The sequence below is a fragment of the Acidiphilium iwatense genome, from assembly GCF_021556475.1.
Lineage (GTDB): Bacteria > Pseudomonadota > Alphaproteobacteria > Acetobacterales > Acetobacteraceae > Acidiphilium > Acidiphilium iwatense.
This window is the reverse complement of record NZ_JAKGBZ010000027.1, coordinates 1-21,458: the sequence shown is the minus strand read 5'-3', so window position 1 is coordinate 21,458 and position 21,458 is coordinate 1. Positions and strand designations below refer to the sequence as shown.

Genomic DNA, 21,458 nt, shown 5'->3' with positions numbered 1-21,458 from the left:
GACCCGATGAGCGTCTCGAACCAGCCTCTAGGCAACGAGCCGTCGATGGACGAGATTCTCGCCTCGATCCGCCGCATCATCAGGAATGACGAACCGCCGGTCCAGGTTCCGCCGGCCGCGCCGGAGGCGACCCAAGCGCCCGAATCGGTGATCATGCTCGACGCCTCGATGATGGTGCCGGACGACGAACCGCCCGCCGAAGCGCCCTCCGCCCGCGCACCGCTTCGTACCCCGGCGCGGGAGGCGTTCGCGTCGTCTTCCACCTTGTCCACAGCGCCCCCTCCGTTGCCGTTCCAACAATCCGTCGAATTGTCGGACCCTTCGGCAACTCCGCCCGACAACGCAGGCACCGACCAGCCCTACGAACCGTCCGCCGAGCCGGAGCAAAAATCCGGCACGGTGGAAGCACCGCAGCCGATCATCGGCGCCCGCACCGCCGAAGCGGTCTCGGCCCAGTTCGGCGCGCTGGTTCGCACCATCTCGGCGGATCGCTCGCTCGCGGTCACCAGGGGCGGCCCCACGGTCGAGGAGATCGTGCGCGAGGAAATCCGCCCGATGCTGAAATCCTGGATGGATTCCCACCTGCCCAGCCTGGTCGAGCGCATGGTCCGCGCCGAGATCGAACGCGTCGTCGGCCGCGACGGAGGGTGATTTGATTGATCCTCAAACGCCGGGCGGAGTTGCGCAAGGTTCCGGCGACCCGAAGGATCGCTGGAAGCGCAACGAAGGGGGGCGCATCCGCGCCCTTGGCTTTCGCGGCTAAAGCCGCGCCCTCGCATTCGCGAGGGGCAGCGAAACGAGCTGCGCTACGTTTCGCTGTTTATTTGCAAGAGTCCGCTACTTTCACGGCGCGATCATTTCGCGCATAATTGATCCATGCTGGACAAGAATTTCGATCCCGCCGCTTTCGAAACGCGGCTTTACGAGACATGGGAACAGGAAGGCGCCTTCGCCGCCGATCCGTCGCGCAACGCGAAACCCTTCACCGTCATGATCCCGCCGCCCAACGTCACGGGCAGCCTGCATGTCGGCCACGCGCTCACCATGACATTGCAGGACGTACTGATCCGCTTCCGCCGGATGCAGGGCCGCGACGCACTTTGGCAGCCGGGCACCGACCATGCCGGTATCGCCACGCAATTGATGGTCGAGCGCGAATTGCAGCGCGAGGGCACCACCCGCCAGGCGATCGGGCGCGAGGCGTTTCTCGACCGGGTCTGGCAGTGGAAGGCCGAACAGGGCAGCGCGATCACCCGTCAGCTGCGCCGGCTCGGCGCCTCGCCGGACTGGTCGCGCGAGCGCTTCACCATGGATGACGGCTTGTCGGGCGCGGTGCGTACCATCTTCGTCCGCCTGTTCAACGACGGGCTGATCTACCGCGCCAAGCGGCTGGTCAACTGGGACCCGGAATTCCGCTCGGCGCTGTCCGATCTCGAGGTCGAGATGCGCGAGGTCAAGGGTAATCTCTGGCACCTGCGCTACCCGATCGAAGGCACCGATCAGGCAATCATCGTCGCGACCACGCGGCCCGAGACGATGCTGGGCGATACCGCCGTCGCGGTGCACCCCGACGACGCGCGCTATCGCGACCTGATCGGCAAAACCGTGGTCCAGCCGATCACCGGGCGGAAAATCCCGATCGTCGCCGACGCGCACTCCGACCCCGAAAAGGGCACCGGGGCAGTGAAAATCACCCCCGCGCACGATTTCAACGATTTCGCGGTGGGCCAGCGCCACAACCTCGCCGCACCCTCGATTCTCGATCGTTCCGCGCGCATCGCCCTCGCCGAAATCCGCGCCGATTGTCACCCGGCCGATCCGTCCTTCCTCGACAGCCTGGAGGGGCTGGACCGCTTCGCCGCCCGCGCGGAAATCGTCGCCCATCTGGATGCCATCGGCGCGCTCGACCGCGTCGAGCCGCATACCCATACCGTGCCGCACGCCGACCGCTCCGGCGCGGTGATCGAACCGCTGCTGACCGAGCAATGGTTCTGCAACGCCGCCGAACTCGCGGGGCCCGCGATCACTGCGGTCGAGGACGGCCGCATCGAATTCGTGCCCAAATCCTGGGAAAACACCTATTTCGCCTGGATGCGCAACATCGAGCCCTGGTGCATATCCCGCCAGCTCTGGTGGGGCCATCGCATCCCCGCCTGGTATGGGCCGGACCGCACCATTTTCGTCGCCGAAACCGAGGCGGACGCGAAGCTCCAGGCAGAGGAGCATTACGGCCACGCCGCAGCGCTCATCCAGGACGAGGATGTGCTCGATACCTGGTTCAGCTCCGCCCTCTGGCCGTTCTCCACCCTCGGCTGGCCGGACAATACGCCGGAACTCGCGCGCTATTATCCGGGCGACGTTCTGGTTACCGGCTTTGACATCATCTTCTTCTGGGTCGCCCGGATGGTGATGATGGGGCTCTACGTGATGGGCGACGTGCCGTTCCGCACCGTGATGATGAACGGGCTGGTGCGCGACGAGCGCGGCCAGAAAATGAGCAAGACCAAGGGCAACGTGGTCGATCCGCTCGCGCTCATCGAGAGCTACGGCGCGGATGCGCTGCGCTACACCGTCACCGCGCAGAGCGGTGCCGGGCGCAACATCAAGCTTGGTCCGGCCATGGTCGAAACCAATCGCAGCTTCGTCACCAAATTGTGGAACGCGGCGCGCTTCTGCGCAATGAACGACTGCCGGCCCGATCCGGCGTTCCAGTCCGGCCATGCGAAACTGCCGCTGTCGCGCTGGATTCTCGACGCCGCGAACCGCGCCGTCGCGGAAGCGACCGAGGCGCTGGACGCCTATCGCCTGTCGGATTACGCGCTGGCCTGCTACCGCTTCACCTGGGGCGATTTCTGCGACTGGTTCCTCGAACTCGCCAAACCCGGCCTCTCCGGTGAAACCGGCGAAGCCCGCGAATTGCGCGCGGTCGCCGCCGATGTGCTCGGCACCATCCTGCGGCTGCTGCATCCGGTGATCCCGTTCGTGACCGAAGCCCTGTGGGACGATTTCGGCTATGGCGAGGCCGGCTCGCTGATCCGGGCGCCGTGGCCGGATCGGGTCGCCGTCGCCGGCGCCGAAGTTGCGCACGACGAAGTCTCCTGGGTGATCCGCCTGATCTCGGAAATCCGCGCGGTGCGCGGCGAGATGAACGTGCCGGCGGCGAGCCGCATCCCCATTCTGCTCCGCGACGCCGATCCCGGCACGATCGCCCGCGCGGGGCGCTGGCACGCCGAAATCGCCCGGCTCGCCCGGATCGCCAGCCTGGAACCACTTACGAGCGACATGCCGAAGGGCGCCGCGCAGGCGATCATCGACGAAGCGACGATCATCCTGCCGCTCGCCGATGTGATCGACCTTGCCGCCGAGCGCAGGCGCCTCGCCAGCACGCGGGAAAAAACCGCGTCCGAGGCCGAGAAAATCGCCCGCAAGCTCGCCAATCAGGATTTCGTCGCCCGCGCGCCGGAGGATGTAGTCGCCGAGAACCGCGACCGGCTGGACGCGGCACAGGCCGAACTCGCCCGGCTCGACGCCGCATTGTCGCGAATCGCCTGATGACGGTCACCATGTCCGGGGAGCGCGTCATCGTCAGCCGAAGGCGACGCGATCTATTGCGGAACTGACAAGGCCAGCACCCGAGGGCATTGAAAAGGACACGATCATGAACCGATCCGCCAGCATCATCGCCGTCATCATCATCGCCGTCGGCGCCGCACTCATCGGATTGTTAAAGCTGATCGTCCCCGGTGCGATCGTCGTCGTCATCGGCATCGCCGTCGCCTTGTCGCTGCGCATGGCGAATGAATGGGAACGCGCCGTGGTGCTGCGCCTCGGCCGGTTCGCCGGAATTCGCGGGCCGGGCGCGTTTTTCATCATTCCGGTGATCGAGACGATCTATGTCGCCGTCGACACAAGAAAGCAGAGCACCGTCATCAGCGCCGAGAACACCCTCACGCTCGATGGCGTCAGCGTCGCCGTCGATTCCATCCTGTTCTGGAAGGTGGAGGACGTGAAGCGGGTTGCGACCGAACTGCTCGACTATCGCGCGATGATCGGCCAGGTCGCCCAGACCTCGCTGCGCGAAACCATCAGCTTCATGTCGCTCGCGGAAATCCTCGGCAATCGCGAACAGATGGACCAGCATATCCGCAACGCGATCCAGACGAAATCGGCCGATTGGGGGATCGGCGGCATCGCGGTGGAAATCCGCGACGTGCGCATCCCCGCCGAGCTGAACGACGCGATGAGCCGCAACGCCCAGGCGGAAAAAGAGAAACAGGCGCGCGTCACGCTCGCGAGTTCCGAGGTCGCGATCGCCGAGCAGATCGTCCGCGCCGGCGAGATCTATCTCGCCAACCCCGCAGCGCTGAAAATCCGGCAGATGAACCTGATTTATGAGATGAACAAGAACAAGGGCGCGACCATCCTGTTACCCACCGAGCTCGCCAGCGCGATGGCCGGCGTCATGCCCGTCATGGCATCACGCCCCGAAACCTGACTCCAGTCCCGCCGCCGACAAACCCTCGGTCGGGCGCAGAACATAATCCACCGTTCCGACCACATGAACGTCCAGGGTCGAACAGCTTGGTAATTCGGCGCGCCCCGAGGTCCAGCGCCAGCCGCCTTCATCGGCACGCCAGCCCCGAACCAGTGCCGAAGCCCGCAGCGCTTCCCTGCCATCGAGACACAGGCGGTCGATCGCAACGCCGAGAGGGCGCCGATCGGGGGAACCGAGCGCGAATCCCTTGCGCGAAACCAAAAAAATATTCCGCCCGCCGGGCGGAACCGTAAAACGATAGTTCTTGTCGCCACGTTCCGGCTCGATGCGAATCCCGTCGACCTCCAGATGCAGATCGGGCTCCTTGGTCAAAAGGCTCGCGGCATCTTCGCCGGACCGAAGCGCTCTCTCCGTCTGCGCCTTATAGGTCAGGCTATACATATACTCGTTGCGCTTGTGCATATCGTAATGCGGGTAGTCGTAGATGTTCATCAGGGAAAGATGCCGATGCCGCACTTCGGTGCTGATGCCGGTCGTATAGCCCAGTTCGAACAACCGCTCGTGGAGATCGAAATCGCTCGCCGCCCCGGCGCGCAGCACCGCATCGGTTTTCAGAATCAGCAAGCGCCCGGCCGGATTATGCGGAGAAAAAATCGGCTGATCGGGATTGACGGGCCGATGCCGCTGGCGTTCGGGGTCTTCGTGATGGGTGAGATCGCGAATTTCATATTCCGACAGATGCGGCGCGATCCTGCGTGCGACATCCAGCGGCACGAAATCGTCGGCATCAACCAGCGAACCGAGCATCGCAAGCTTGGCATCAAGCTCGATGAGTTGCCGCATCCGTTCGAGCCAGCATTCATACGGACCAGGCAGAAGCAAAACGTCGGATTCGATGAATCCGAAGAGACGGTCTTCTTCCCTCAGGAAATCGAGAATCGTCGAACGGACCAGGCCAGCGTCGTTGCGCTTCAGCCAGACGACGGACTCGAACATCCCGCGCCGCTCGAATCCTTCGATAACCGGCCGGACCAGCGGATCGTCCGATGCGGAGTCGATCAGGATGAATCGGCACGCGGTTCGGGTCAGCCTGAACAGGCTGTCGAGACAGGCCCAGAGATAGATCGGGCGATTCCGGCACAAAATGAAAATTTTCATTCTTTTATCTGCCGAATTCCATTGACGGAACCCTGTGCACGAACGTCATCGCGAGCCGATGGCGAAGCGATCCATCGGCGTTTGCGCAACGCCGCGAGGCTGACGTCCCGCGCGGGATTTCCTGCAACCTTCGTGCCGGGCGGAACCGATTTCGTGACCACCGCGCCCGCGCATACATAGGCGCCGCGCCCGATTCGGATCGGCCGCGCCTCGGTTCCGTGGACGATGGCAACGCCGATGCCGATGAAAACCTCTTCCTCGATGATCACCCAGCCGGCGATATTGGAGGAACAGATGGTGGTAAAATCGCCCACTTTGGAATCGTGCCCCAGCGCCGCCATCGGCTGCACCTGGACATGCTGCCCAATTCTGACATTCGGCCCGATATAATTCGGGCCGCCGGTGAAACAGCCCTCGCCGTGCCGGAAATCACCCGCGATCGATGGCCAGTCGCCGACCATCGATGCGAAAATGCCGCCCGCCGCCTCGATTTTTGCCGCGAGCTTCCGGCGCGAGCGCGGATCTCCGACCGTGATGATAACCGGAATGTCGCGGAATTCGTCGCGCCATTGCTCGAAACCGATCACCGGAACACCATCGACACGGGCATTTTCGGTCGCGCGATAATCATCGATATACGCGACGATATCGTGCCCGCGATGCGCGAAAACCCGGTTGATCTGTTCGCGCACGGCAAGCGCGTGTCCGGTCGAGCCGTAGAGAATGATCTTGTTCGTCATATCAGGCCGCATATTGATGATTCGGCACCGGCTGCCGCCCGATTATCCCGGCGAGAACGCCGACGATGCGGCTGATCGTCTCGGGTTCGATGTCGGGATACATGGGAATCCCGATCAGACGCGACGCGATCCTCGCTGTCCCCGGCAGCAGGCAACGCTTCCGCCGCGCGAAATAGGGTTCGGCATGAACGCCCCGGCCGTACCAGAAGCGATGCTCGATTCCGGCCCGACCCAGCGAGGCCGTTACCTGATCGGCCTCCGCCTGGGTTTCCACCTTGAACAAGGCATAATTCGAGGCAACGAACGGCGCGGTCAGGATCCGGTCCTCCAGCCCGGCCCGCGCCGCGACGCGCCGGTACGCATGAACGGCATTTTGGACGGACTCCGCCGTCGCCTTCCATTGGTCGAGGCAGGCAAGCCCGACCGCCGCATGATATTCGCTCATTTTGCCGTTGAACCCGGCCGAACGGCTTTGCCGGCTGCGCAAAAAGCCGAAATTGAGCGCCTGAGCGACCCTGGCCAGTCCATCCTTGTCGGACCAGATCACGGCGCCACCCTCGCCAGTGCTGAAGGATTTGGTGGCATGGAAGCTGACGGCGACCGGAATCTCGCCGGTCAGCCCGGCGGGATCGGCAAGCAGCGCCTCGAACGACGCCGCGGCGTCGATCGCCACCGTCACGCCGGATCGGCGCGCGAACCGGACCCACTCCTCCTGCGAATGCGCCCGCCCGTAGGGAGCCACCGGTACGACAACGCCGCATTTCGCCAGGGCGGGATGATCGAGCAGCGCTGCCGCCTGCACCGCCCAGCTTTCAGCGTCGATATCGGCGAAAACCGGAACGTAGCCGCACGCTTCCGCCGCCATCGCGGTCGCGACGAAGGTATAGCTCGGGATCAGCGCATAGGGCCGGTCTTTTGTCGCACGCCCGGCGGTTGCGAGAATCGCCGCCTGAAGCGCCGCCGTGCCGGAAGCGGCAGCGATCACGTCGCAATCCGGCGCCGCGATGATCGCGCGCAGCCGCTGTTCCAGCAAAAATACCAGTTCGCCGTAATTCGTATAGTTCCGGCTGCCGTCGATGATTTCCAGATAAGGCAGAATCTGCGCCGCCGCGGGAAGCTTCGCGCGATAGACCGGCACGCGCCCGACGGACATGCGCCTCGTGTCTTCCTTCGCGCTTTTCAGCGACGAAAGGCTCCTCAGAGTCGATATCTGCATTTGTCCAGGCGCTTTCAGTGTTCCGAGTCACGTGGACGGTTCGAACGAAACAAGCCCGCGACCCGGACGCGCTGCCAGCCGGATTCGTCGGGATATGATCGCAAACCAGCCACTCAAGGATCGCCGGAGCGCTTAATTCTCAAAATCAATTAAATCAAGTCTTAAAATAGAGATAAATTTATGCGGTTTTTGTGGAATGTTTTGACCACGAACCCGTCCGGTTTGATCGTAATCGCGCAATAAATGACATCGTTCACGGTTTCGCCTCCCGCCATTCCGCACCGCCCGGAATCCGCTATACCAGGGTCGGAAAAGGAATGATCGCATGAGTTATGATTTCGACCTGTTCGTCATCGGCGGCGGCTCGGCCGGGGTCCGGCTGGCGCGCATCGCGGCGGGGCATGGCGCGCGCGTCGGTATCGCCGAGGAACGGTTCTGGGGCGGCACCTGCGTCAATGTTGGCTGCGTGCCGAAGAAACTCATGGTGATGGCCGCCGAATACGGCTTCGCCGCCGAATACGCGGCGGGCTTCGGCTGGAACATCATACGCGGCGCCCATGACTGGCCGCGCTTCATCGCCGCCAAGGATCGCGAGATCGAGCGGCTCAACGGCGTCTATACCGGGCTGCTCGACCGCGCGGGAGCGCAAATCTTCAATGCGCGCGCCCGCTTCCTCGACTCCCATACGATCATGGTCGGGGAGGAGACAAAAACCGCCGAACGCATCGCCATCGCGACCGGCGGCCACCCGATCCGCCCGGATATTCCGGGTGCGGACCTCGCCATCGTCTCCGACGACGCATTCCACCTGCCCGAACGCCCGGAGCGCGTGGTGCTGATCGGCGGCGGCTATATCGCGGTCGAGTTCGCCGGAATTTTCGCCGGCATGGGCGCGCACGTCGATCTCGTCTATCGCCAGCCGCTGCCGCTGCGCGGTTTCGATGCGGATTTGCGCGCCGCCGTGGCCGAGGCGCTCGAAGCCAGCGGCGTGCATCTCCACCCCGGCCATTCGCCTTTGCATATCGACGCGCATGACGCGGCGAAGCGGCTTGTCACATCCCATGGCGACGCGATCGAGGGGGATTGCGTGTTCCTCGCCACCGGCCGCAAACCCAATACTGCCGGGCTCGGGCTGGAGCACGCCGGGGTCGAGGTCGCCCCCAGCGGCGCGATCCCGATCGACGAGGGTTTTTGCACCAGCAGCCCGCATATTTTCGCGATCGGCGACGTGACCGACCGGCTGAACCTCACCCCGGTCGCGACCGCCGAGGGCCATACCCTTGCCGACTCGCTGTTCGGCGGCAAATCGCGCGGCGTATCCCTGAAAAACGTGCCCAGCGCGGTGTTCTCGATCCCGCCTCTCGCCACCGTGGGGATCACTGAGGACGAAGCGCCGAGGGGCGCCAGAATATTCCTCACCCGTTTCACCCCGATGCGCCACGCGCTGACTGGGCGGCCGCGCAGGAGCATGATGAAGCTAGTGGTCGACGGCGCGAGCGACCGGGTGATCGGCGCCCATATGCTGGGCGAGGACGCGCCGGAAATCATCCAGGGGCTCGCGGTGGCGATCACCGCCGGCGCGACCAAGGCGGATTTCGACCGCACCATCGGCATCCACCCCACCGCGGCGGAGGAATTCGTCACCTTGCGCGGCGAGACCCGCCGGATCGGCGCAGCCGATGCGAAAGCGGCGGAGTAGCGCGACACCCTGATTCGGGGGTATAGCGGGCCCTTCAAGGAGCTTTGCATGACGACAACCGCCCTGCCCGACCGCGACACCGCAAGCTGGACGCCCGATTCCTGGCGTTCGCGGCCGATCCGTCAGGTGCCGGCCTATCCCGACGCGGACAGGCTCGCGGCGATGGAAGCGCGGCTGCACCGCTTCCCGCCTCTGGTTTTCGCCGGCGAGGCGCGGCGGCTGAAAGCGTCGTTGGCCCTGGCCGCCGAAGGCCGCGCCTTCGTTCTGCATGGCGGCGATTGCGCGGAAAGCTTCGGCGATTTCACCGCGAACATCATCCGCGATACGTTCCGCGTCCTGCTGCAAATGGCGGTGGTCCTCACATTTGGCGGCGCTTTACCTGTGGTAAAGCTTGGCAGAATGGCCGGCCAGTTCGCCAAGCCGCGCAGTTCGGATACCGAAACCATCGGCGGCGTCACCCTGCCCTCCTATCGCGGCGACATCGTCAACGGCCCGGAATTTTCCGCCGAATCCCGCATCCCCGACCCCGCGCGCATGGAATTCGGCTATTTCCAGTCCGCCGGCACGCTCAACCTGCTGCGCGCCTTCGCCTCCGGCGGCTATGCCGACCTGCACGAGGTGCATCGCTGGAACCTCGATTTCGTGCGCCGCTCGCCGCTGGCCGAGCGCTATCACGACCTGTCGGCGCGGATCGACGAAACCCTGCAATTCATGGCCGCCTGCGGCATGACCAGCCAATCGACCCCGCAAATCCACGAAACCGAATTCTACACCAGCCATGAAGCGCTTCTGCTTCCCTATGAACAGGCGCTCACCCGCGTCGATTCCACCAGCGGCGATCACTACGCCTGTTCGGCGCATTTCCTCTGGATCGGCGACCGCACCCGCCAGCTCGACGGCGCGCATGTCGAATTCATGCGCGGCGTGAAAAACCCGATCGGCATGAAAGTCGGCCCCAGCATGGAGGAAGACGACATGCTGCGCCTGATCGAGCGGCTCGATCCGGCCAACGAACCGGGCCGCCTGACCCTCATTGCCCGCATGGGGGCCGAACACGTCGCCGCCAAACTGCCGAAACTGCTGCGCGCGACCAGGCGCGAGGGCCGCCGCATCGCCTGGGTGTGCGACCCGATGCACGGCAACACGATCACCACCGCGGGCCGGGTCAAGACCAGGCGGTTCGACGCGATCCTGTCCGAGGTGCGCTGCTTCTTCGATATCAGCGAGGCCGAAGCGACCGCCCCCGGCGGCGTCCATGTCGAGATGACCGGCCAGGACGTGACCGAGTGCATCGGCGGCGCGCGGCAGCTTTCCGAAGCCGATCTCGGCGCGCGCTACGAAACCTTCTGCGATCCGCGCCTGAACGCGGAGCAATCGCTCGAACTCGCTTTCCTGATCGCGGCGGAGCTGAAATCCCGCCGCGCGCCCAACCGCACCGATATTGCGGCACAGTAAGCGAGGCAGCGCCATGTCCCTCCAGCGGCGGCGTCTCGCCGAGCGCGCCTCCGATCTCGATGCTGGCATCGCCGCGCGGACCGACGCCTATTTCAACCGCACCAAGTCGATCGTCGCCCGCTTCGGCGACAGCCGCGTCACCTATGCGCTGTTCCTGCGCCGCCCGGTGGTATCCGCGCCGTCGCTGATGCTGCGCTGGCTGCGCGAAGTCGCCGCCGCGCGCGGCGAGACGGTGGATATCGAGCTGCCGAACCCGGAAGGCTCCTGGGTCGGCGCCGGCGAGCCGATCGCCTATATCACCGGCAGTTTTCTGCTCCTGGTCGATCTCGAAACCATCCTGCTCCAGAAGCTCGGCCCCCCCTGCGTCGCCGCGCACAACGCCTATCAGATGTGCGCCGCTTTGCCGAAGGCTGGCTTCCTCGCGATGGAGGCGCGGCACTGCGCGGGTGCCGAAATGCAGGAAATGATGGCCTATGCCGCCTCGGTCGGCTCGCGCGCGGCGCAGGCCGAGGGCGCGCGCGGCTTCATCGGCAACGCCAACGACTCGACCGCGCATTATTTCGGCGCGCCGCACGGTTACGGCACCATGCCACATGGTTTGATCGGTTACGCGGGATCGACGGTGCGCGCCGCCGAGATGTTCCGCGAAACCTTCCCGGACGACGACATCACCGTGCTGACCGATTTTTTCGGCCGTGAAGTCACCGACGCGCTCGCCGTCTGCCACCGCTTCCCCGATCTCGCCGAAGCCGGGCGTCTGGCGGTCCGGCTCGACACCCATGGCGGGCGATTCATGGAAGGGCTCGACCCGCAGGAGAGCTACGCGGTGCTGGAGCGCCACGCCCCTGGCGCGATCCGCCGCTATCGCAGCCAGAGCGAGCTGCGCTACCTGATCGGCACCGGGGTTTCCGCCGCCGCCATCTGGAAACTGCGCGAGGCGCTGGACGAGACCGGCTTCATCCGGGTGCGCATCGTCGTATCGTCCGGATTCGGCGTGGAAAAATGCAGCGTGATGGCCGACGCCCACGCCCCGATCGACGTGGTGGGCACCGGCAGCTTCATCCCGGAAAACTGGCCCGAAACCTACGCCACCGCCGATATCGTCGCCTATGACGGCGAACCGCGGGTCAAGATCGGCCGCGAATTTTTGCTCCGCGACCGGGGATGACTGTCTGCTCCCTCCGCAAGCCCGCTCTCGCCGATCTGGCGGAATTCCGCGCGGCGCTGGAAGCTGGCTATTCGACCAGCACCGCCCTGGGCGACGCGCGCCGTCGCTCTCATGTTACCCGAAGCCGCCGCGCAGGGCCTCCATTTCGTCGAAATTAGCACCGATCCCGATAACATTGCCTCGCAGCGCGTCATTTTGAACAATGGCGGCGTGCTGGTGGAGCGGTTCCGCAAGCCCGACTCCCATGGCGGCGCCGAAGGGCTCCGCTTTCGCATCGATTTATGATATCATGGCGGTCTCTCGCGAAAGGAGACCGCCATGGCGCGCAAACGCAATCCCATGGCGCGCGACCTCCTGACCAATCCGCTCTATCGCGCCAGGCACACGAAATCTCGTGCCGAACGCGCGCGAAAGGCGGATCGCTGGGATCGCCGCGCCAAACATAAACTGCCGCTGAAATCGCCCGAACCGAAGCCCGGTTCGGGCGATCTTTTTGGATCAGCTACGCAACCGCATCGCCCAATCCCGCAGCCCCGCGAGCTGCTGGCCGATGAGCTGGCGCGTCGCCGCGTCGGTCAGCACCCCTGCGCCGTCGAAACGCTGCCCCGCCGCGCTGATCATGATCTCCGGCTTGTTCATCACATGAGCATCCAGAAACACGAACACCTTGCGCAGATCGTATTGGGCGCGCGCCGTGCCGATCGCGCCGGGGCTCGCGCCCATGATCGCCACCGCCTTGTCGCGAAACGGCTGCGGATCGCAGCGCGACACCCAGTCGATCGCGTTTTTCAGCACGCCGGGGATCGAATAATTATACTCCGGCGTGGCGATCAGCACCGCATCCGCCGCCACGATCCGCCCCGCCAGTTCGATGACCGGCGCCGGAATGCCGACGGCGCGGACATCGTCGTTGAACAGCGGAATCTCGCCGATCAAGGCGATCTCGAGCGAAATCCCCTCGGGCGCCAGATCAACCGCCGCGCGCAGCGCCGCCAGATTGAACGACCCACGGCGCAGGCTGCCGCAGATACCGAGAATTCTGAACCCCGTCACGGATTTACGACGCGTCCGCCACGGCGCCGCCCGGCGTCGCCTGATCCACCGCCGCCGGCAGATGCTGCGCGATGAGCTGCGCCGCCGTCTGCGGATCGACGCCGAATTTCTGCGCGATCGAGGCGATCACCGGGCTGCCGAGCACCTGCTGGACCTGATCGGCCGAAATCGGCAGATTCTCTCCGCTGCCCACCCAGGACGCGACATGCGCACCCAGGCCGTTCTGCTCGAATTGCTGCACCAGCCCTGAAACACCGGAAATCCCGTTCTGCTGGAGCACGCCCATCAACTGACCGGCGACACCGCCCGAGCCGCCGCCGAGCGCGCCGCTGACCATTCCGGAAACCTGATCGAACAAGCCCATCCCAGCCTCCATGTTTGTGTCGGCGGGCTCGCAACGGACCCGCGGCCGGAATGAAGAAGCGATTCCGGCCGCGAGTCAAACAGGATTAATCGCGCGTTCGGTTAATTTTTCGCTTCGTGCAGATGGTCGGCCAGCGCCGCCTTCTCGCAGACATAGGCGCCGTGCTTGGTCTTGCCGAAATACTTCGACTTCGGACCGTGGAACGCCTTGCTGCCGGTCGCGTGCCACACCACGCCGCCCATGCCGCAGGCCGCCTTCGCTGCGGCCTCGGTCTTGTAGCCGGGCAGCTTCGCGTGGCTCATCGTGGCGTGGCTCGTGGCGGTCTCGGCCTTCTTCTTCTTGCTGGTGGCATGCGCCGTGCCGACGGCGCCGACGGCGAAGGTCAGCGCCAGGGCGGGAATCGTCGCGCGAAGGATCGTACGGATGGTCATAGGGAATCTCCGTTGGTTAAGTGAAGTCTCGCGCCCAGGCCGTCCGGTTCGGAATCCGGCTTCACGGGCGCGTGAGGCTCTAACGGCGAGTTGCGGCCAAAACAAGGCAGGATGAGCGGGAGGGAATGACGACGGAGCACGATCCAGGCTATCATGCCCCATGACCGAAACGCTGAAGCTCGCGATCGCCCAGCTCGACCTGCATGTCGGCGCCATCGAGAAAAACCTCGCCTCGATCCGCGCCGCCCGCGCCGAGGCCGCACGGCTCGGCGCCGATTTGCTGATCACCCCGGAACTCGGCATCGCCGGCTATCCGCCCGAAGACCTCGTGCTGAAACCCGCCTTCGTCGCCGCCTGCGAACAGGCCGCCGAAGCCCTCGCCGCCGACACCGCGGATGGCGGGCCGGGCATCGTCGCCGGCCTGCCCTGGCGGGCGAACGGCGCGCTGCACAACGCGGCCTTCGTGATGGATGGCGGCTCGGTCATCGCCCGCCGCGCCAAGCACGAGCTGCCGAATTACGGCGTGTTCGACGAAAAGCGCGTGTTCGATCCCGGCCCCGCGCCCGGCCCGGTGGCCTTTCGCGGCTTTCGGCTCGGCATGCTGGTCTGCGAGGATTGGTGGCTCCCCTCGGTGCCCGAAACCCTCGCCGAAACCGGTGCCGAAATCCTGATCTCGATCAACGGTTCGCCCTTCGAGGACGGCAAGCAGGGCACCCGCCTCCAGCTCGCGCTGAACCGCGTGGTCGAAACCGGCCTGCCTTTCATCTTCGCCGCCCTCACCGGCGGCCAGGACGAAATCGTGTTCGACGGCGCGTCCTTCGCCCTCAACGCCGATCGCAGCCTCGCGCTGCGGATGCCGCATTTCGAACCGGCGATCTCCCTCACCGAATGGCGGCGCACCAATAGCGGACTGGTCTGCACGCCCCACCCTTTGCCGCCCGAGCCCGACCGGCTCGACCTGATCTACCGCTCGATGGTGATGGGCCTCGCCGACTACGTGAACAAGAACGGCTTTCCCGGCGTGATTCTCGGCCTCTCCGGCGGGATCGACAGCGCGCTCTCCGCCGCCGTCGCGGTTGATGCGCTGGGTGCGAAGCGGGTGCGCGCGGTGATGATGCCGAGCCGCTACACCAGCGCGCACAGCCTGGAGGATGCGGCGGAATGCGCCCGCCTGCTCGGCATCCGCTGCGACACCGTGCCGATCGGCGCGGCCACCGACGCCTTCGAGGCCGGCCTCGCCCCGCTGTTCGAACACCGTGCGCCCGACATCACCGAGGAGAACATCCAGTCCCGCTCGCGCGGCCTGATCCTGATGGCCCTGTCCAACAAACTGGGCGCGATGGTGCTCACCACCGGCAACAAATCCGAAATGTCGGTCGGCTATGCCACCCTCTACGGCGACATGTGCGGCGGCTATTCGGTGCTCAAGGATGTCTACAAAACCACCGTGTTCGAACTGTCGCGCTGGCGCAACGCTCACCGCCCCGCGCACGCCCGCGGCCCTTCCGGGTCGGTGATGCCGGAGCGGGTCATCACCAAGCCGCCCACCGCCGAATTGCGTGAGAACCAGACCGATCAGGACAGCCTGCCGCCCTACGAGGTGCTGGACGCGATCCTCGCCGGGCTGATCGAGGGCGATTCCTCGATCGACGAGCTCACCGCGGCCGGCCATGACCGGGCGACCGTGGCACGGGTCTGGCGCCTGCTGGATCGCGCCGAATACAAGCGCCGCCAGGCGCCGCCGGGGGTGAAAATCACCGCCCGCGCCTTCGGCCGCGACCGCCGCTACCCGATCACCAACGGCTTCACCAATCTGGTGAAGTGACCCTGCTCCGTCATTGCGAGGTCGCTCAGCAACCGAAGCAATCCATTGGCGATTTACCCTCCGTCATTGCTCCGCAAGCAATCGCCAACAAAAAAGACGCGGCCGGAATACCGGCCGCGCCGCAACGATTCGTCAGCCTCCGCGCTTACGACGCGGTTAAATGATGGGTCGAGACCGGCTTCGCCGGCCTCGCGGCGCCGCTCCCGGCCTCGACCGGATAGGATGCCAGGGCCTGCAGCCGGACGATCAGCGCCGTCGCATCGCCGAGCAGGGACGCGGGAATCACGCCTAGCCCATCGGTCCAGCGATGCGTCCCCTCGGTCGCATGCCAGCCCGTGCTCAGCGCGGGATCGTCGAGCGCGATCGCGCCGATCGCCCCGGCGCTTTCGACCGCGAGCTCGCCGACATCGAGGCCGAGCCGCCGGCGATCCTCGACGCTCGCATCCTGCTCGGCCGGCACCATGCTGCGCGACGCGAGAACCACGTCCGCCCCTTCTTCGGGCAGCGCAATCCAGTAGGTGAGCGGATCGATGCAGGTGACCCGAAGTGCCGCGCCGCCCGCCATCGCCCGCAGCCCGCAATCGCTGGTGCGCGCCGGCGCCGGCAGCCGGGCCATGATCCGCGCGCGGATCGCGGCAACTTCTTTGCCGGTCTCGGCGAAAGGCGCGCAGCCTTTGGCCTCGCGCATCGCCTGCGCCATGTTCGGGTGCAGCACCATGGCGCCGCCGCCATTCTCGAAGAAATTGCGGTTGCCGGTCTCGAGATAGGATTCCACCGGCAGCGATTCGGCGAGCAGAATGTCGTGGGTCTCGAGCTCGACATGATAATAGGCGATGTGGCGGCGCTTCTCCTGCACGATCGAACGGCCGTTCACCAGCGCCTTGGCCGGGATCAGCCTGCCGTCGAGATAGAGCGCGTGGTCGGGCGACAGGTACAGGGTGCGCTCCGGCAGCCCATGGTCGATCGCCCCCGCCTCGATGCGGATCGGCCAGACCGTCTCCGGGCGCGGATGCCGCTCGGCGTCGATCACCCGCTTGCCGACCCAGCGCACCGGCCGCATCGCGCCGCTATTGGTGATCAGCCGGTCGCCCGGTTCCATGTCCTCCACCGCGATATCGCCGTGCAGCCCGAGCAGCCTTGTGCCTTCGAGGAAGCAGACGGTGAGGTCGACGCCGCCATTCGGGTCCGGCGTCACCTGGAATTCGTTGGGGGAATAGCTGCCGTTGGAGAGAACAATATTGCCTACATCAGTTCCGCCCGCATTCAACAATTCGACCGTGCCGCCGCCCAACAGACCCGGCACAAACGTCGCGTGGGTCGCTGTCGATATACCTTTCAGTTCGATCGTGTCGCCAGCGGCAAAATTATGCAGCGAATCGAGCAACTGAATGTTCAGGCCGGGGTCGAGAATCAGCTTGTTGTCGGTCCCGAAGAAATTGATGTCCTGCGCGAGAGTGACACCGAGCAGCTTCGACCCGAGTTCGAGCGTGCCGTCACCCAGGATCGACCCGCTGGCATTCTCGCCGATATTGAAATTGTCGATCAGCGACAGACCGGCGACGGGATTGAGAATTTCGCTGGCGCCGTTGCTGATATCGGTGGTGAAGACGAGACCTGCCCCCAGCAACCCGACGACCGCGACGCTGATCGGCGTGCCCGTCGTCCCCGGCCCTTGGATATTCGCGGTCCCGATGCCGGTGACATCCAGTTCATAAGTCCCCGAGGTCGTAATGTTACTCGTGCCCCCCAGCCCGATCGTAACAATCGTCGTCCCGCTCATGATCCGCTCCCAAAAATTAAATTTCTCTCTAAAAATTACCTAACCGAAACGCGTATCAATTTCAATCTTTTTTTGATTTCTTCACATCCTTAATGACGATGAACGCCGGCTTGATAACATTTTCTGACCGGACGGTAAGGTCCTGAGTCATAACGACAATCTAGGGTAAACAGAATCATGGCACGAGTCATCTGGAGATTTTGTCGAATCCATGCAAAAATTGCAACAAAACATGTCTGAATTGTGGATGTTTTTTAATTTACACAATCCGAACGCTTGCCCCGAAGCATCCTGCCGGTCCGGCCGGCATGACGAACGGGTCATGACAGATAAGTTATTGCGAATTGATTATGAAACGTCATTGCGACGCCGCGCGTCACGCGCGGCGGAAGCAATCCATCGCGCCGCAAACCCCGGCGCCGGAACGCCGTCACCCGATTGCCATCATGCCCGAGTCGCCAATGCCGGCGCGGCTGTCGGCACCAATCCGTATCGACCGAAAATCCCATGATATTTCCTGAATTTTTTCAAATCGATCGCATCCGGTCTGCAGTCCGTTGTTGACGCGCGGATGCGCGCGACGCTACGTGCTGATCGTGTCAAACACTACGCTCCCTCTTCCGGCAATCAGGATTCGCGGCCGGTCCTTCATGGCGCTGATCGTGGCGCCGGAACCGCCATTCGATGCCTGGCTCGTCGCACTCGATCAGCAGATGCAGCGCTCCGCCGGGTTCTTCGCCGGCCGTCCGGTGGTGGTCAATCTCGCCGCCCTCGCCGAGACCGAGGATGACGATCCCGCCGCCGTGCTCGAAGCGCTCGACGCGCGGGATTTGCGCATCATCGGTGTCGAAGGCGCCGACACCGCACTCCTGCGCGGCACCAGATGGGCGAATACGCTGGCCATCGCTCCCGCCCGCGAAGGCCGCGCGGATCGCGCGGTCGATATCCCGGAACCGCAGGCCGAGGCGCCCTCGCCCGCGCCGAAACCCGAGGCGCCGCCGCGCGCCGCGCTGCTGATCGATCGGGCCGTCCGCTCGGGCCAGTCGATCGTGTTCGAGGAGGGCGACGTCACCGTGATCGGCCCGGTCGCCTCGGGGGCGGAAATCATCGCCGGCGGCTCGATCCACATCTACGGCACGCTGCGCGGCCGGGCGATCGCCGGGCTGCTCGGCCGCCCGGACGCACGGATTTTCTGCCGCAAGCTCGCGGCGGAACTGCTCGCGATCGACGGGCTCTACCGCACCGCCGATCATTGGGGCGACGGGCTGCACGGCAAGGCGGTGCAGATCTGGCTGGACGACAAGACGCTGCGCCTCGCGGCGCTCGATTGAAGGATAGTGGCATGGCGAAGGTTCTGGTCGTTACATCGGGCAAGGGCGGAGTCGGCAAGACCACCTCGTCGGCGGCATTGGGTGCCGCACTGGCGCAGACCGGGCAAAACGTGGTCGTCGTCGATTTCGATGTCGGCTTGCGCAATCTCGACCTCATCATGGGCGCCGAGCGCCGCGTGGTGTTCGACCTGGTCAACGTGGTGCAAGGCGATGCCAAGCTCGCCCAGGCGCTGATCCGCGACAAGCGGGTCGAAACCCTGTCGCTGCTGCCCGCCTCGCAAACCCGCGACAAGGACGCCCTCACCCCCGAAGGCGTGGAACGGGTAATCGACGAGCTGCGCGCGAAATTCGACTGGATCGTCTGCGACAGCCCGGCCGGCATCGAGCGCGGCGCGACGCTCGCGATGCGCCATGCCGACATGGCGGTGGTGGTCACCAACCCCGAGGTCTCCTCGGTGCGCGACTCGGACCGGATCATCGGCCTGCTCGATTCGAAGACAGCGAAAGCCGAGGCGGGCGAAAAGGTCGAGAAGCATCTGCTGCTGACCCGCTACGATGCGATGCGGGCCGCGCGCGGCGAGATGCTCAAGGTCGAGGATGTGCTTGAAATTCTCGCGATTCCGCTGCTCGGCATCATCCCCGACAGCGAGGAGGTGCTGCGCGCCTCGAATGTCGGCTGTCCGGTCACGCTGCACAACCCGATTTCCGCTCCCGCCCGCGCCTATGCCGACGCTGCCCGCCGGCTGATGGGCGAGATCATCGAGGTCGTCACCCCGATCGAGCGGAAGGGACTGATGAGCCGGCTGTTCGGCCGGAAAGTCGCATGATGAACCTGTTCAATTTCTTTTCCCGCCCGCGCACCGCGCCGGTCGCGCGCGAACGCCTGCAGTTGCTGCTCGCGCATGAGCGGGCACTGTCGGGCAAATCCGATCTCGCGGCGATCCTGCAGGAGGAAATCCTGGCGGTGATCGCGAAGCACATCGCGATCGACCGCGAGAAGGTCAACGTCAAGCTTGAGCGCGATGGCACGATCTCGACGCTCGAAATCGACATCGAGATGCCCGAAGCGGTGCTGGTGAGGAACTGAACCGCCCGCTGCGATGACGGCTTGATGACCGCGCGCGGTTCGGCTAGATCCCTCTCGCGCCGTGATGAGCGGTCAGAGAGGCCCAGGTAGCTCAGTTGGTAGAGCATGCGACTGAAAATCGCAGTGTCGGTGGTTCGATTCCGCCCCTGGGCACCATTTTCCGGTAAAACGAACTCACTTTTCACCGCACGGATGCCGCCGTCATGGACGGAATCGAAACCGCGACCGACAGCCTGGAACGCCACAAGCACCTCAAGGAACACCCGGAGAACAAGCACGCGCGGCGCATGGCGCTGCTCATCGGCATTCTCGCCGCGGCCCTGGCGATTTGCGAAATGGGCGAGAAATCCGCCCAGAACGACTACATCGCCAAGCAGATCGCGGTGAACGACACCTGGGGGTTCTACCAGGCCAAGGCGATCAAGGCCGATGTCGCCGGCGCCGCCTCTGCAATTCTCGGCGGCCTCGCCGCGCATTCGAACGATCCGGCCCTCGAAGCCGCGGCGAAGGCGGCGGCGGCGCGGGCGGCGAAGGAAACCTCCGATCCGGCCGGGCGCGAGGGGAAGGCGCAGCTCAAGCAGCTCGCCTTGCGCCAGGCCGAGGCGCGCGACCGTCAGCTCGAACGCTACCATATGCTGGAAATCGTGGTCGGCGCCTTGCAGATCGCCATCGTGCTGGCGTCGGTCTCGGTGGTCACCGAAATCCTTGGTTTCGGCTTCGCCGCACTCGGTCTCGGCGGCCTCGCCTTTCTCGCCGGCGTCGCGGTCATGACGCTCGGATGATTTTCCGGCTGCCCGGCATCATTCCTCTGTTCAAACTCTTCGCGAATCGCTAGAAGAATCGTTGCCTGCCGATTCGTTGTTGGCCGGCGTGTGAGATTCCTCAACCCGCCGGCAACGCCGGCATCGGCCTGAGCGCCGATCAAGAACACGAAAGAGGCTTCGACCATGTCGAAAGCGTTTATCGCCGAAGTCATCCAGGGCTCTGCCGAGATCACCGGCGTTGCCGCCAATCGCGCCGCCACCGACCTGATCGAGGCGATCGTCAAGGAACTGAAAAAGAACGGCAAATTCACCCTGCCGAGCTTCGGAACCTTCACCGTGCGCAAGACCAAGGCACGCAAGGGCGTCAATCCGCGCACCGGCGCGGAAATCAAGGTGAAAGCCGGCAAGACCGTCCGCTTCAAGGCCTCGCCCTCGCTCAAGAAGCTGGTCTGACAGCCAAAACCCCGGTCAGCCGTGGCGCGGCAAAAACCGCGCCACGGCGTCCGTCACATCCCCAACGTGTCATCGCGAGGCCGCGCAGCGGCCGAAGCGATCCATCCTGTCGCAAACGTGAATTTCCGCACGGGCGTGATGAAAACGATCAGGCCGAATCGGATCGACGGCGTGGCGCCGGCGCAAGATCGGGTTCGCTGCCGCCGAGCGATGCGAGACTCCTATCGCCGGCGCGGCCGATCAGCCCCGAAGCCTCGGCCCGCACGCGCGGCTGGTGCGCTTGAAGGACGTTATTGATACCCGCCTTGTCCAAATTTCAAGACTTTCGAAATTTTCGTAAGATATAATCGTAACTTATAGGCAATGAAGAGCTAGTATCAGATGGTTAATCACCCAAGATCGGCGAACCAGTGGAGCGCTTTGGCCTGAGTACGCTCAA

Annotated in this window: 22 protein-coding genes and 1 tRNA gene; 15 read left to right on the top strand and 8 right to left on the bottom strand. The window is 64.7% G+C overall.

Annotation, left to right across the window (positions count from 1 at the left end; all coding sequences use genetic code 11):
* Nucleotides 1–6: 6 nt before the first annotated feature.
* The 3 genes from L2A60_RS13285 (at nt 7) to L2A60_RS13275 (ending at nt 4,495) form a co-directional block, all read left to right on the top strand.
* Entirely contained in the window at nt 7–651 is a 645-nt protein-coding gene (locus L2A60_RS13285; RefSeq protein ID WP_235704894.1) for a DUF2497 domain-containing protein, read from the top strand.
* A 225-nt stretch (nt 652–876) separates the two neighbouring features.
* Nucleotides 877–3,552: a valine--tRNA ligase gene (locus L2A60_RS13280; protein ID WP_235704893.1), complete on the top strand. Its 2,676-nt coding sequence runs from the start codon at nt 877–879 to the stop codon at nt 3,550–3,552.
* A gap of 106 nt (nt 3,553–3,658) precedes the next feature.
* Entirely contained in the window at nt 3,659–4,495 is an 837-nt protein-coding gene (locus L2A60_RS13275; RefSeq protein ID WP_235704892.1) for a slipin family protein, read from the top strand.
* Here the strand turns inward: L2A60_RS13275 and L2A60_RS13270 are convergent.
* From L2A60_RS13270 to L2A60_RS13260, 3 genes are read right to left on the bottom strand one after another with little or no spacing between them, the layout of a single operon-like run.
* Complete coding sequence (locus L2A60_RS13270; protein WP_235704891.1) at nt 4,478–5,653, bottom strand: glycosyltransferase family A protein; 1,176 nt, start codon at nt 5,651–5,653, stop codon at nt 4,478–4,480. The two genes, L2A60_RS13275 and L2A60_RS13270, sit on opposite strands and share 18 nt — an antisense overlap.
* A complete protein-coding gene (locus L2A60_RS13265; RefSeq protein WP_235704890.1) occupies nt 5,650–6,393 on the bottom strand; it encodes a PglD-related sugar-binding protein in 744 nt (247 codons plus the stop codon). The genes L2A60_RS13270 and L2A60_RS13265 overlap by 4 nt, the downstream gene beginning before the upstream one ends.
* A 1-nt stretch (nt 6,394) precedes the next feature.
* Nucleotides 6,395–7,546, bottom strand: a complete 1,152-nt coding sequence (locus L2A60_RS13260; protein WP_235704888.1) for a DegT/DnrJ/EryC1/StrS family aminotransferase — start codon at nt 7,544–7,546, stop codon at nt 6,395–6,397.
* Between the two features lie 388 nt (nt 7,547–7,934).
* On the opposite strand from L2A60_RS13260, the gene gorA reads away from it, so the two are divergent.
* The 4 genes from gorA to L2A60_RS13240 all read left to right on the top strand — a co-directional run bounded on the left by gorA (nt 7,935) and on the right by L2A60_RS13240 (nt 12,216).
* Entirely contained in the window at nt 7,935–9,308 is a 1,374-nt protein-coding gene (gene gorA / locus L2A60_RS13255) for a glutathione-disulfide reductase (protein ID WP_235704887.1), read from the top strand.
* A 48-nt stretch (nt 9,309–9,356) separates the two neighbouring features.
* Nucleotides 9,357–10,763: a class II 3-deoxy-7-phosphoheptulonate synthase gene (locus L2A60_RS13250; RefSeq protein WP_235704886.1), complete on the top strand. Its 1,407-nt coding sequence runs from the start codon at nt 9,357–9,359 to the stop codon at nt 10,761–10,763.
* Between the two features lie 13 nt (nt 10,764–10,776).
* The gene (locus tag L2A60_RS13245; RefSeq protein WP_235704885.1) at nt 10,777–11,931 is read left to right on the top strand and encodes a beta/alpha barrel domain-containing protein; all 1,155 of its coding nucleotides are present in this window, start codon (nt 10,777–10,779) and stop codon (nt 11,929–11,931) included.
* A 111-nt stretch (nt 11,932–12,042) separates the two neighbouring features.
* Complete coding sequence (locus L2A60_RS13240; RefSeq protein WP_235704884.1) at nt 12,043–12,216, top strand: hypothetical protein; 174 nt, start codon at nt 12,043–12,045, stop codon at nt 12,214–12,216.
* Between the two features lie 213 nt (nt 12,217–12,429).
* On the opposite strand, the gene L2A60_RS13235 is transcribed toward L2A60_RS13240, so the two are convergent.
* The 3 genes from L2A60_RS13235 to L2A60_RS13225 form a co-directional block, all read right to left on the bottom strand.
* Nucleotides 12,430–12,984 (bottom strand): NADPH-dependent FMN reductase, encoded by a 555-nt coding sequence (locus L2A60_RS13235; protein WP_235704883.1) that lies wholly within the window; start codon nt 12,982–12,984, stop codon nt 12,430–12,432.
* 4 nt (nt 12,985–12,988) lie between these two features.
* Nucleotides 12,989–13,360, bottom strand: coding sequence for a YidB family protein (locus tag L2A60_RS13230; RefSeq protein ID WP_407932556.1), 372 nt, complete (start codon nt 13,358–13,360; stop codon nt 12,989–12,991).
* Nucleotides 13,361–13,449: 89 nt separating this feature from the next.
* The gene (locus L2A60_RS13225) at nt 13,450–13,779 is read right to left on the bottom strand and encodes a hypothetical protein (protein WP_235704881.1); all 330 of its coding nucleotides are present in this window, start codon (nt 13,777–13,779) and stop codon (nt 13,450–13,452) included.
* 160 nt (nt 13,780–13,939) lie between these two features.
* On the opposite strand from L2A60_RS13225, the gene L2A60_RS13220 reads away from it, so the two are divergent.
* Nucleotides 13,940–15,604, top strand: coding sequence for an NAD+ synthase (locus L2A60_RS13220; RefSeq protein ID WP_235704880.1), 1,665 nt, complete (start codon nt 13,940–13,942; stop codon nt 15,602–15,604).
* A gap of 145 nt (nt 15,605–15,749) precedes the next feature.
* Here L2A60_RS13220 and L2A60_RS13215 read toward each other — a convergent pair whose 3' ends face one another.
* Nucleotides 15,750–17,384 (bottom strand): Hint domain-containing protein, encoded by a 1,635-nt coding sequence (locus tag L2A60_RS13215; protein WP_235704879.1) that lies wholly within the window; start codon nt 17,382–17,384, stop codon nt 15,750–15,752.
* A gap of 211 nt (nt 17,385–17,595) precedes the next feature.
* On the opposite strand from L2A60_RS13215, the gene L2A60_RS13210 reads away from it, so the two are divergent.
* The 7 genes from L2A60_RS13210 (at nt 17,596) to L2A60_RS13180 (ending at nt 21,019) form a co-directional block, all read left to right on the top strand.
* Nucleotides 17,596–17,895: a hypothetical protein gene (locus L2A60_RS13210; RefSeq protein ID WP_235704878.1), complete on the top strand. Its 300-nt coding sequence runs from the start codon at nt 17,596–17,598 to the stop codon at nt 17,893–17,895.
* Between the two features lie 76 nt (nt 17,896–17,971).
* On the top strand, nt 17,972–18,715 hold the full coding sequence (gene minC, locus L2A60_RS13205; protein ID WP_316044781.1) for a septum site-determining protein MinC: 744 nt from the start codon (nt 17,972–17,974) through the stop codon (nt 18,713–18,715).
* An 11-nt stretch (nt 18,716–18,726) separates the two neighbouring features.
* Entirely contained in the window at nt 18,727–19,542 is an 816-nt protein-coding gene (gene minD / locus L2A60_RS13200) for a septum site-determining protein MinD (RefSeq protein WP_235704876.1), read from the top strand.
* Nucleotides 19,542–19,802 (top strand): cell division topological specificity factor MinE, encoded by a 261-nt coding sequence (gene minE, locus L2A60_RS13195; protein ID WP_235704926.1) that lies wholly within the window; start codon nt 19,542–19,544, stop codon nt 19,800–19,802. The genes minD and minE overlap by 1 nt, the downstream gene beginning before the upstream one ends.
* 80 nt (nt 19,803–19,882) lie before the next feature.
* Nucleotides 19,883–19,958, top strand: a tRNA-Phe gene (locus L2A60_RS13190).
* A gap of 47 nt (nt 19,959–20,005) precedes the next feature.
* Nucleotides 20,006–20,584 carry a DUF4337 family protein gene (locus L2A60_RS13185; RefSeq protein ID WP_235704875.1) on the top strand — a complete coding sequence of 193 codons (579 nt, stop codon included), beginning with the start codon at nt 20,006–20,008 and terminating at the stop codon, nt 20,582–20,584.
* Nucleotides 20,585–20,749: 165 nt separating this feature from the next.
* Nucleotides 20,750–21,019, top strand: a complete 270-nt coding sequence (locus L2A60_RS13180; RefSeq protein WP_235704874.1) for an HU family DNA-binding protein — start codon at nt 20,750–20,752, stop codon at nt 21,017–21,019.
* A gap of 148 nt (nt 21,020–21,167) precedes the next feature.
* On the opposite strand, the gene L2A60_RS13175 is transcribed toward L2A60_RS13180, so the two are convergent.
* A complete protein-coding gene (locus tag L2A60_RS13175) occupies nt 21,168–21,332 on the bottom strand; it encodes a hypothetical protein (RefSeq protein ID WP_235704873.1) in 165 nt (54 codons plus the stop codon).
* Nucleotides 21,333–21,458 lie beyond the last annotated feature (126 nt).

What these genes read in the sequence shown, in the direction of transcription:
- L2A60_RS13260 (WP_235704888.1), bottom strand. Translation starts at nt 7,546, where the DNA reads ATGTCCGTCGGGCGCGTGCCGGTCTATCGCGCGAAGCTTCCCGCGGCG.
- L2A60_RS13215 (WP_235704879.1), bottom strand. Translation starts at nt 17,384, where the DNA reads ATGAGCGGGACGACGATTGTTACGATCGGGCTGGGGGGCACGAGTAAC.
- L2A60_RS13245 (WP_235704885.1), top strand. Translation starts at nt 10,777, where the DNA reads ATGTCCCTCCAGCGGCGGCGTCTCGCCGAGCGCGCCTCCGATCTCGAT.
- L2A60_RS13280 (WP_235704893.1), top strand. Translation starts at nt 877, where the DNA reads ATGCTGGACAAGAATTTCGATCCCGCCGCTTTCGAAACGCGGCTTTAC.
- L2A60_RS13285 (WP_235704894.1), top strand. Translation starts at nt 7, where the DNA reads ATGAGCGTCTCGAACCAGCCTCTAGGCAACGAGCCGTCGATGGACGAG.
- L2A60_RS13185 (WP_235704875.1), top strand. Translation starts at nt 20,006, where the DNA reads ATGGACGGAATCGAAACCGCGACCGACAGCCTGGAACGCCACAAGCAC.
- L2A60_RS13180 (WP_235704874.1), top strand. Translation starts at nt 20,750, where the DNA reads ATGTCGAAAGCGTTTATCGCCGAAGTCATCCAGGGCTCTGCCGAGATC.
- L2A60_RS13225 (WP_235704881.1), bottom strand. Translation starts at nt 13,779, where the DNA reads ATGACCATCCGTACGATCCTTCGCGCGACGATTCCCGCCCTGGCGCTG.
- L2A60_RS13250 (WP_235704886.1), top strand. Translation starts at nt 9,357, where the DNA reads ATGACGACAACCGCCCTGCCCGACCGCGACACCGCAAGCTGGACGCCC.
- L2A60_RS13230 (WP_407932556.1), bottom strand. Translation starts at nt 13,360, where the DNA reads ATGGAGGCTGGGATGGGCTTGTTCGATCAGGTTTCCGGAATGGTCAGC.
- minE (WP_235704926.1), top strand. Translation starts at nt 19,542, where the DNA reads ATGAACCTGTTCAATTTCTTTTCCCGCCCGCGCACCGCGCCGGTCGCG.
- L2A60_RS13210 (WP_235704878.1), top strand. Translation starts at nt 17,596, where the DNA reads ATGCAAAAATTGCAACAAAACATGTCTGAATTGTGGATGTTTTTTAAT.
- L2A60_RS13265 (WP_235704890.1), bottom strand. Translation starts at nt 6,393, where the DNA reads ATGACGAACAAGATCATTCTCTACGGCTCGACCGGACACGCGCTTGCC.
- gorA (WP_235704887.1), top strand. Translation starts at nt 7,935, where the DNA reads ATGAGTTATGATTTCGACCTGTTCGTCATCGGCGGCGGCTCGGCCGGG.
- L2A60_RS13270 (WP_235704891.1), bottom strand. Translation starts at nt 5,653, where the DNA reads ATGAAAATTTTCATTTTGTGCCGGAATCGCCCGATCTATCTCTGGGCC.
- minD (WP_235704876.1), top strand. Translation starts at nt 18,727, where the DNA reads ATGGCGAAGGTTCTGGTCGTTACATCGGGCAAGGGCGGAGTCGGCAAG.
- L2A60_RS13240 (WP_235704884.1), top strand. Translation starts at nt 12,043, where the DNA reads ATGTTACCCGAAGCCGCCGCGCAGGGCCTCCATTTCGTCGAAATTAGC.
- L2A60_RS13220 (WP_235704880.1), top strand. Translation starts at nt 13,940, where the DNA reads ATGACCGAAACGCTGAAGCTCGCGATCGCCCAGCTCGACCTGCATGTC.
- L2A60_RS13275 (WP_235704892.1), top strand. Translation starts at nt 3,659, where the DNA reads ATGAACCGATCCGCCAGCATCATCGCCGTCATCATCATCGCCGTCGGC.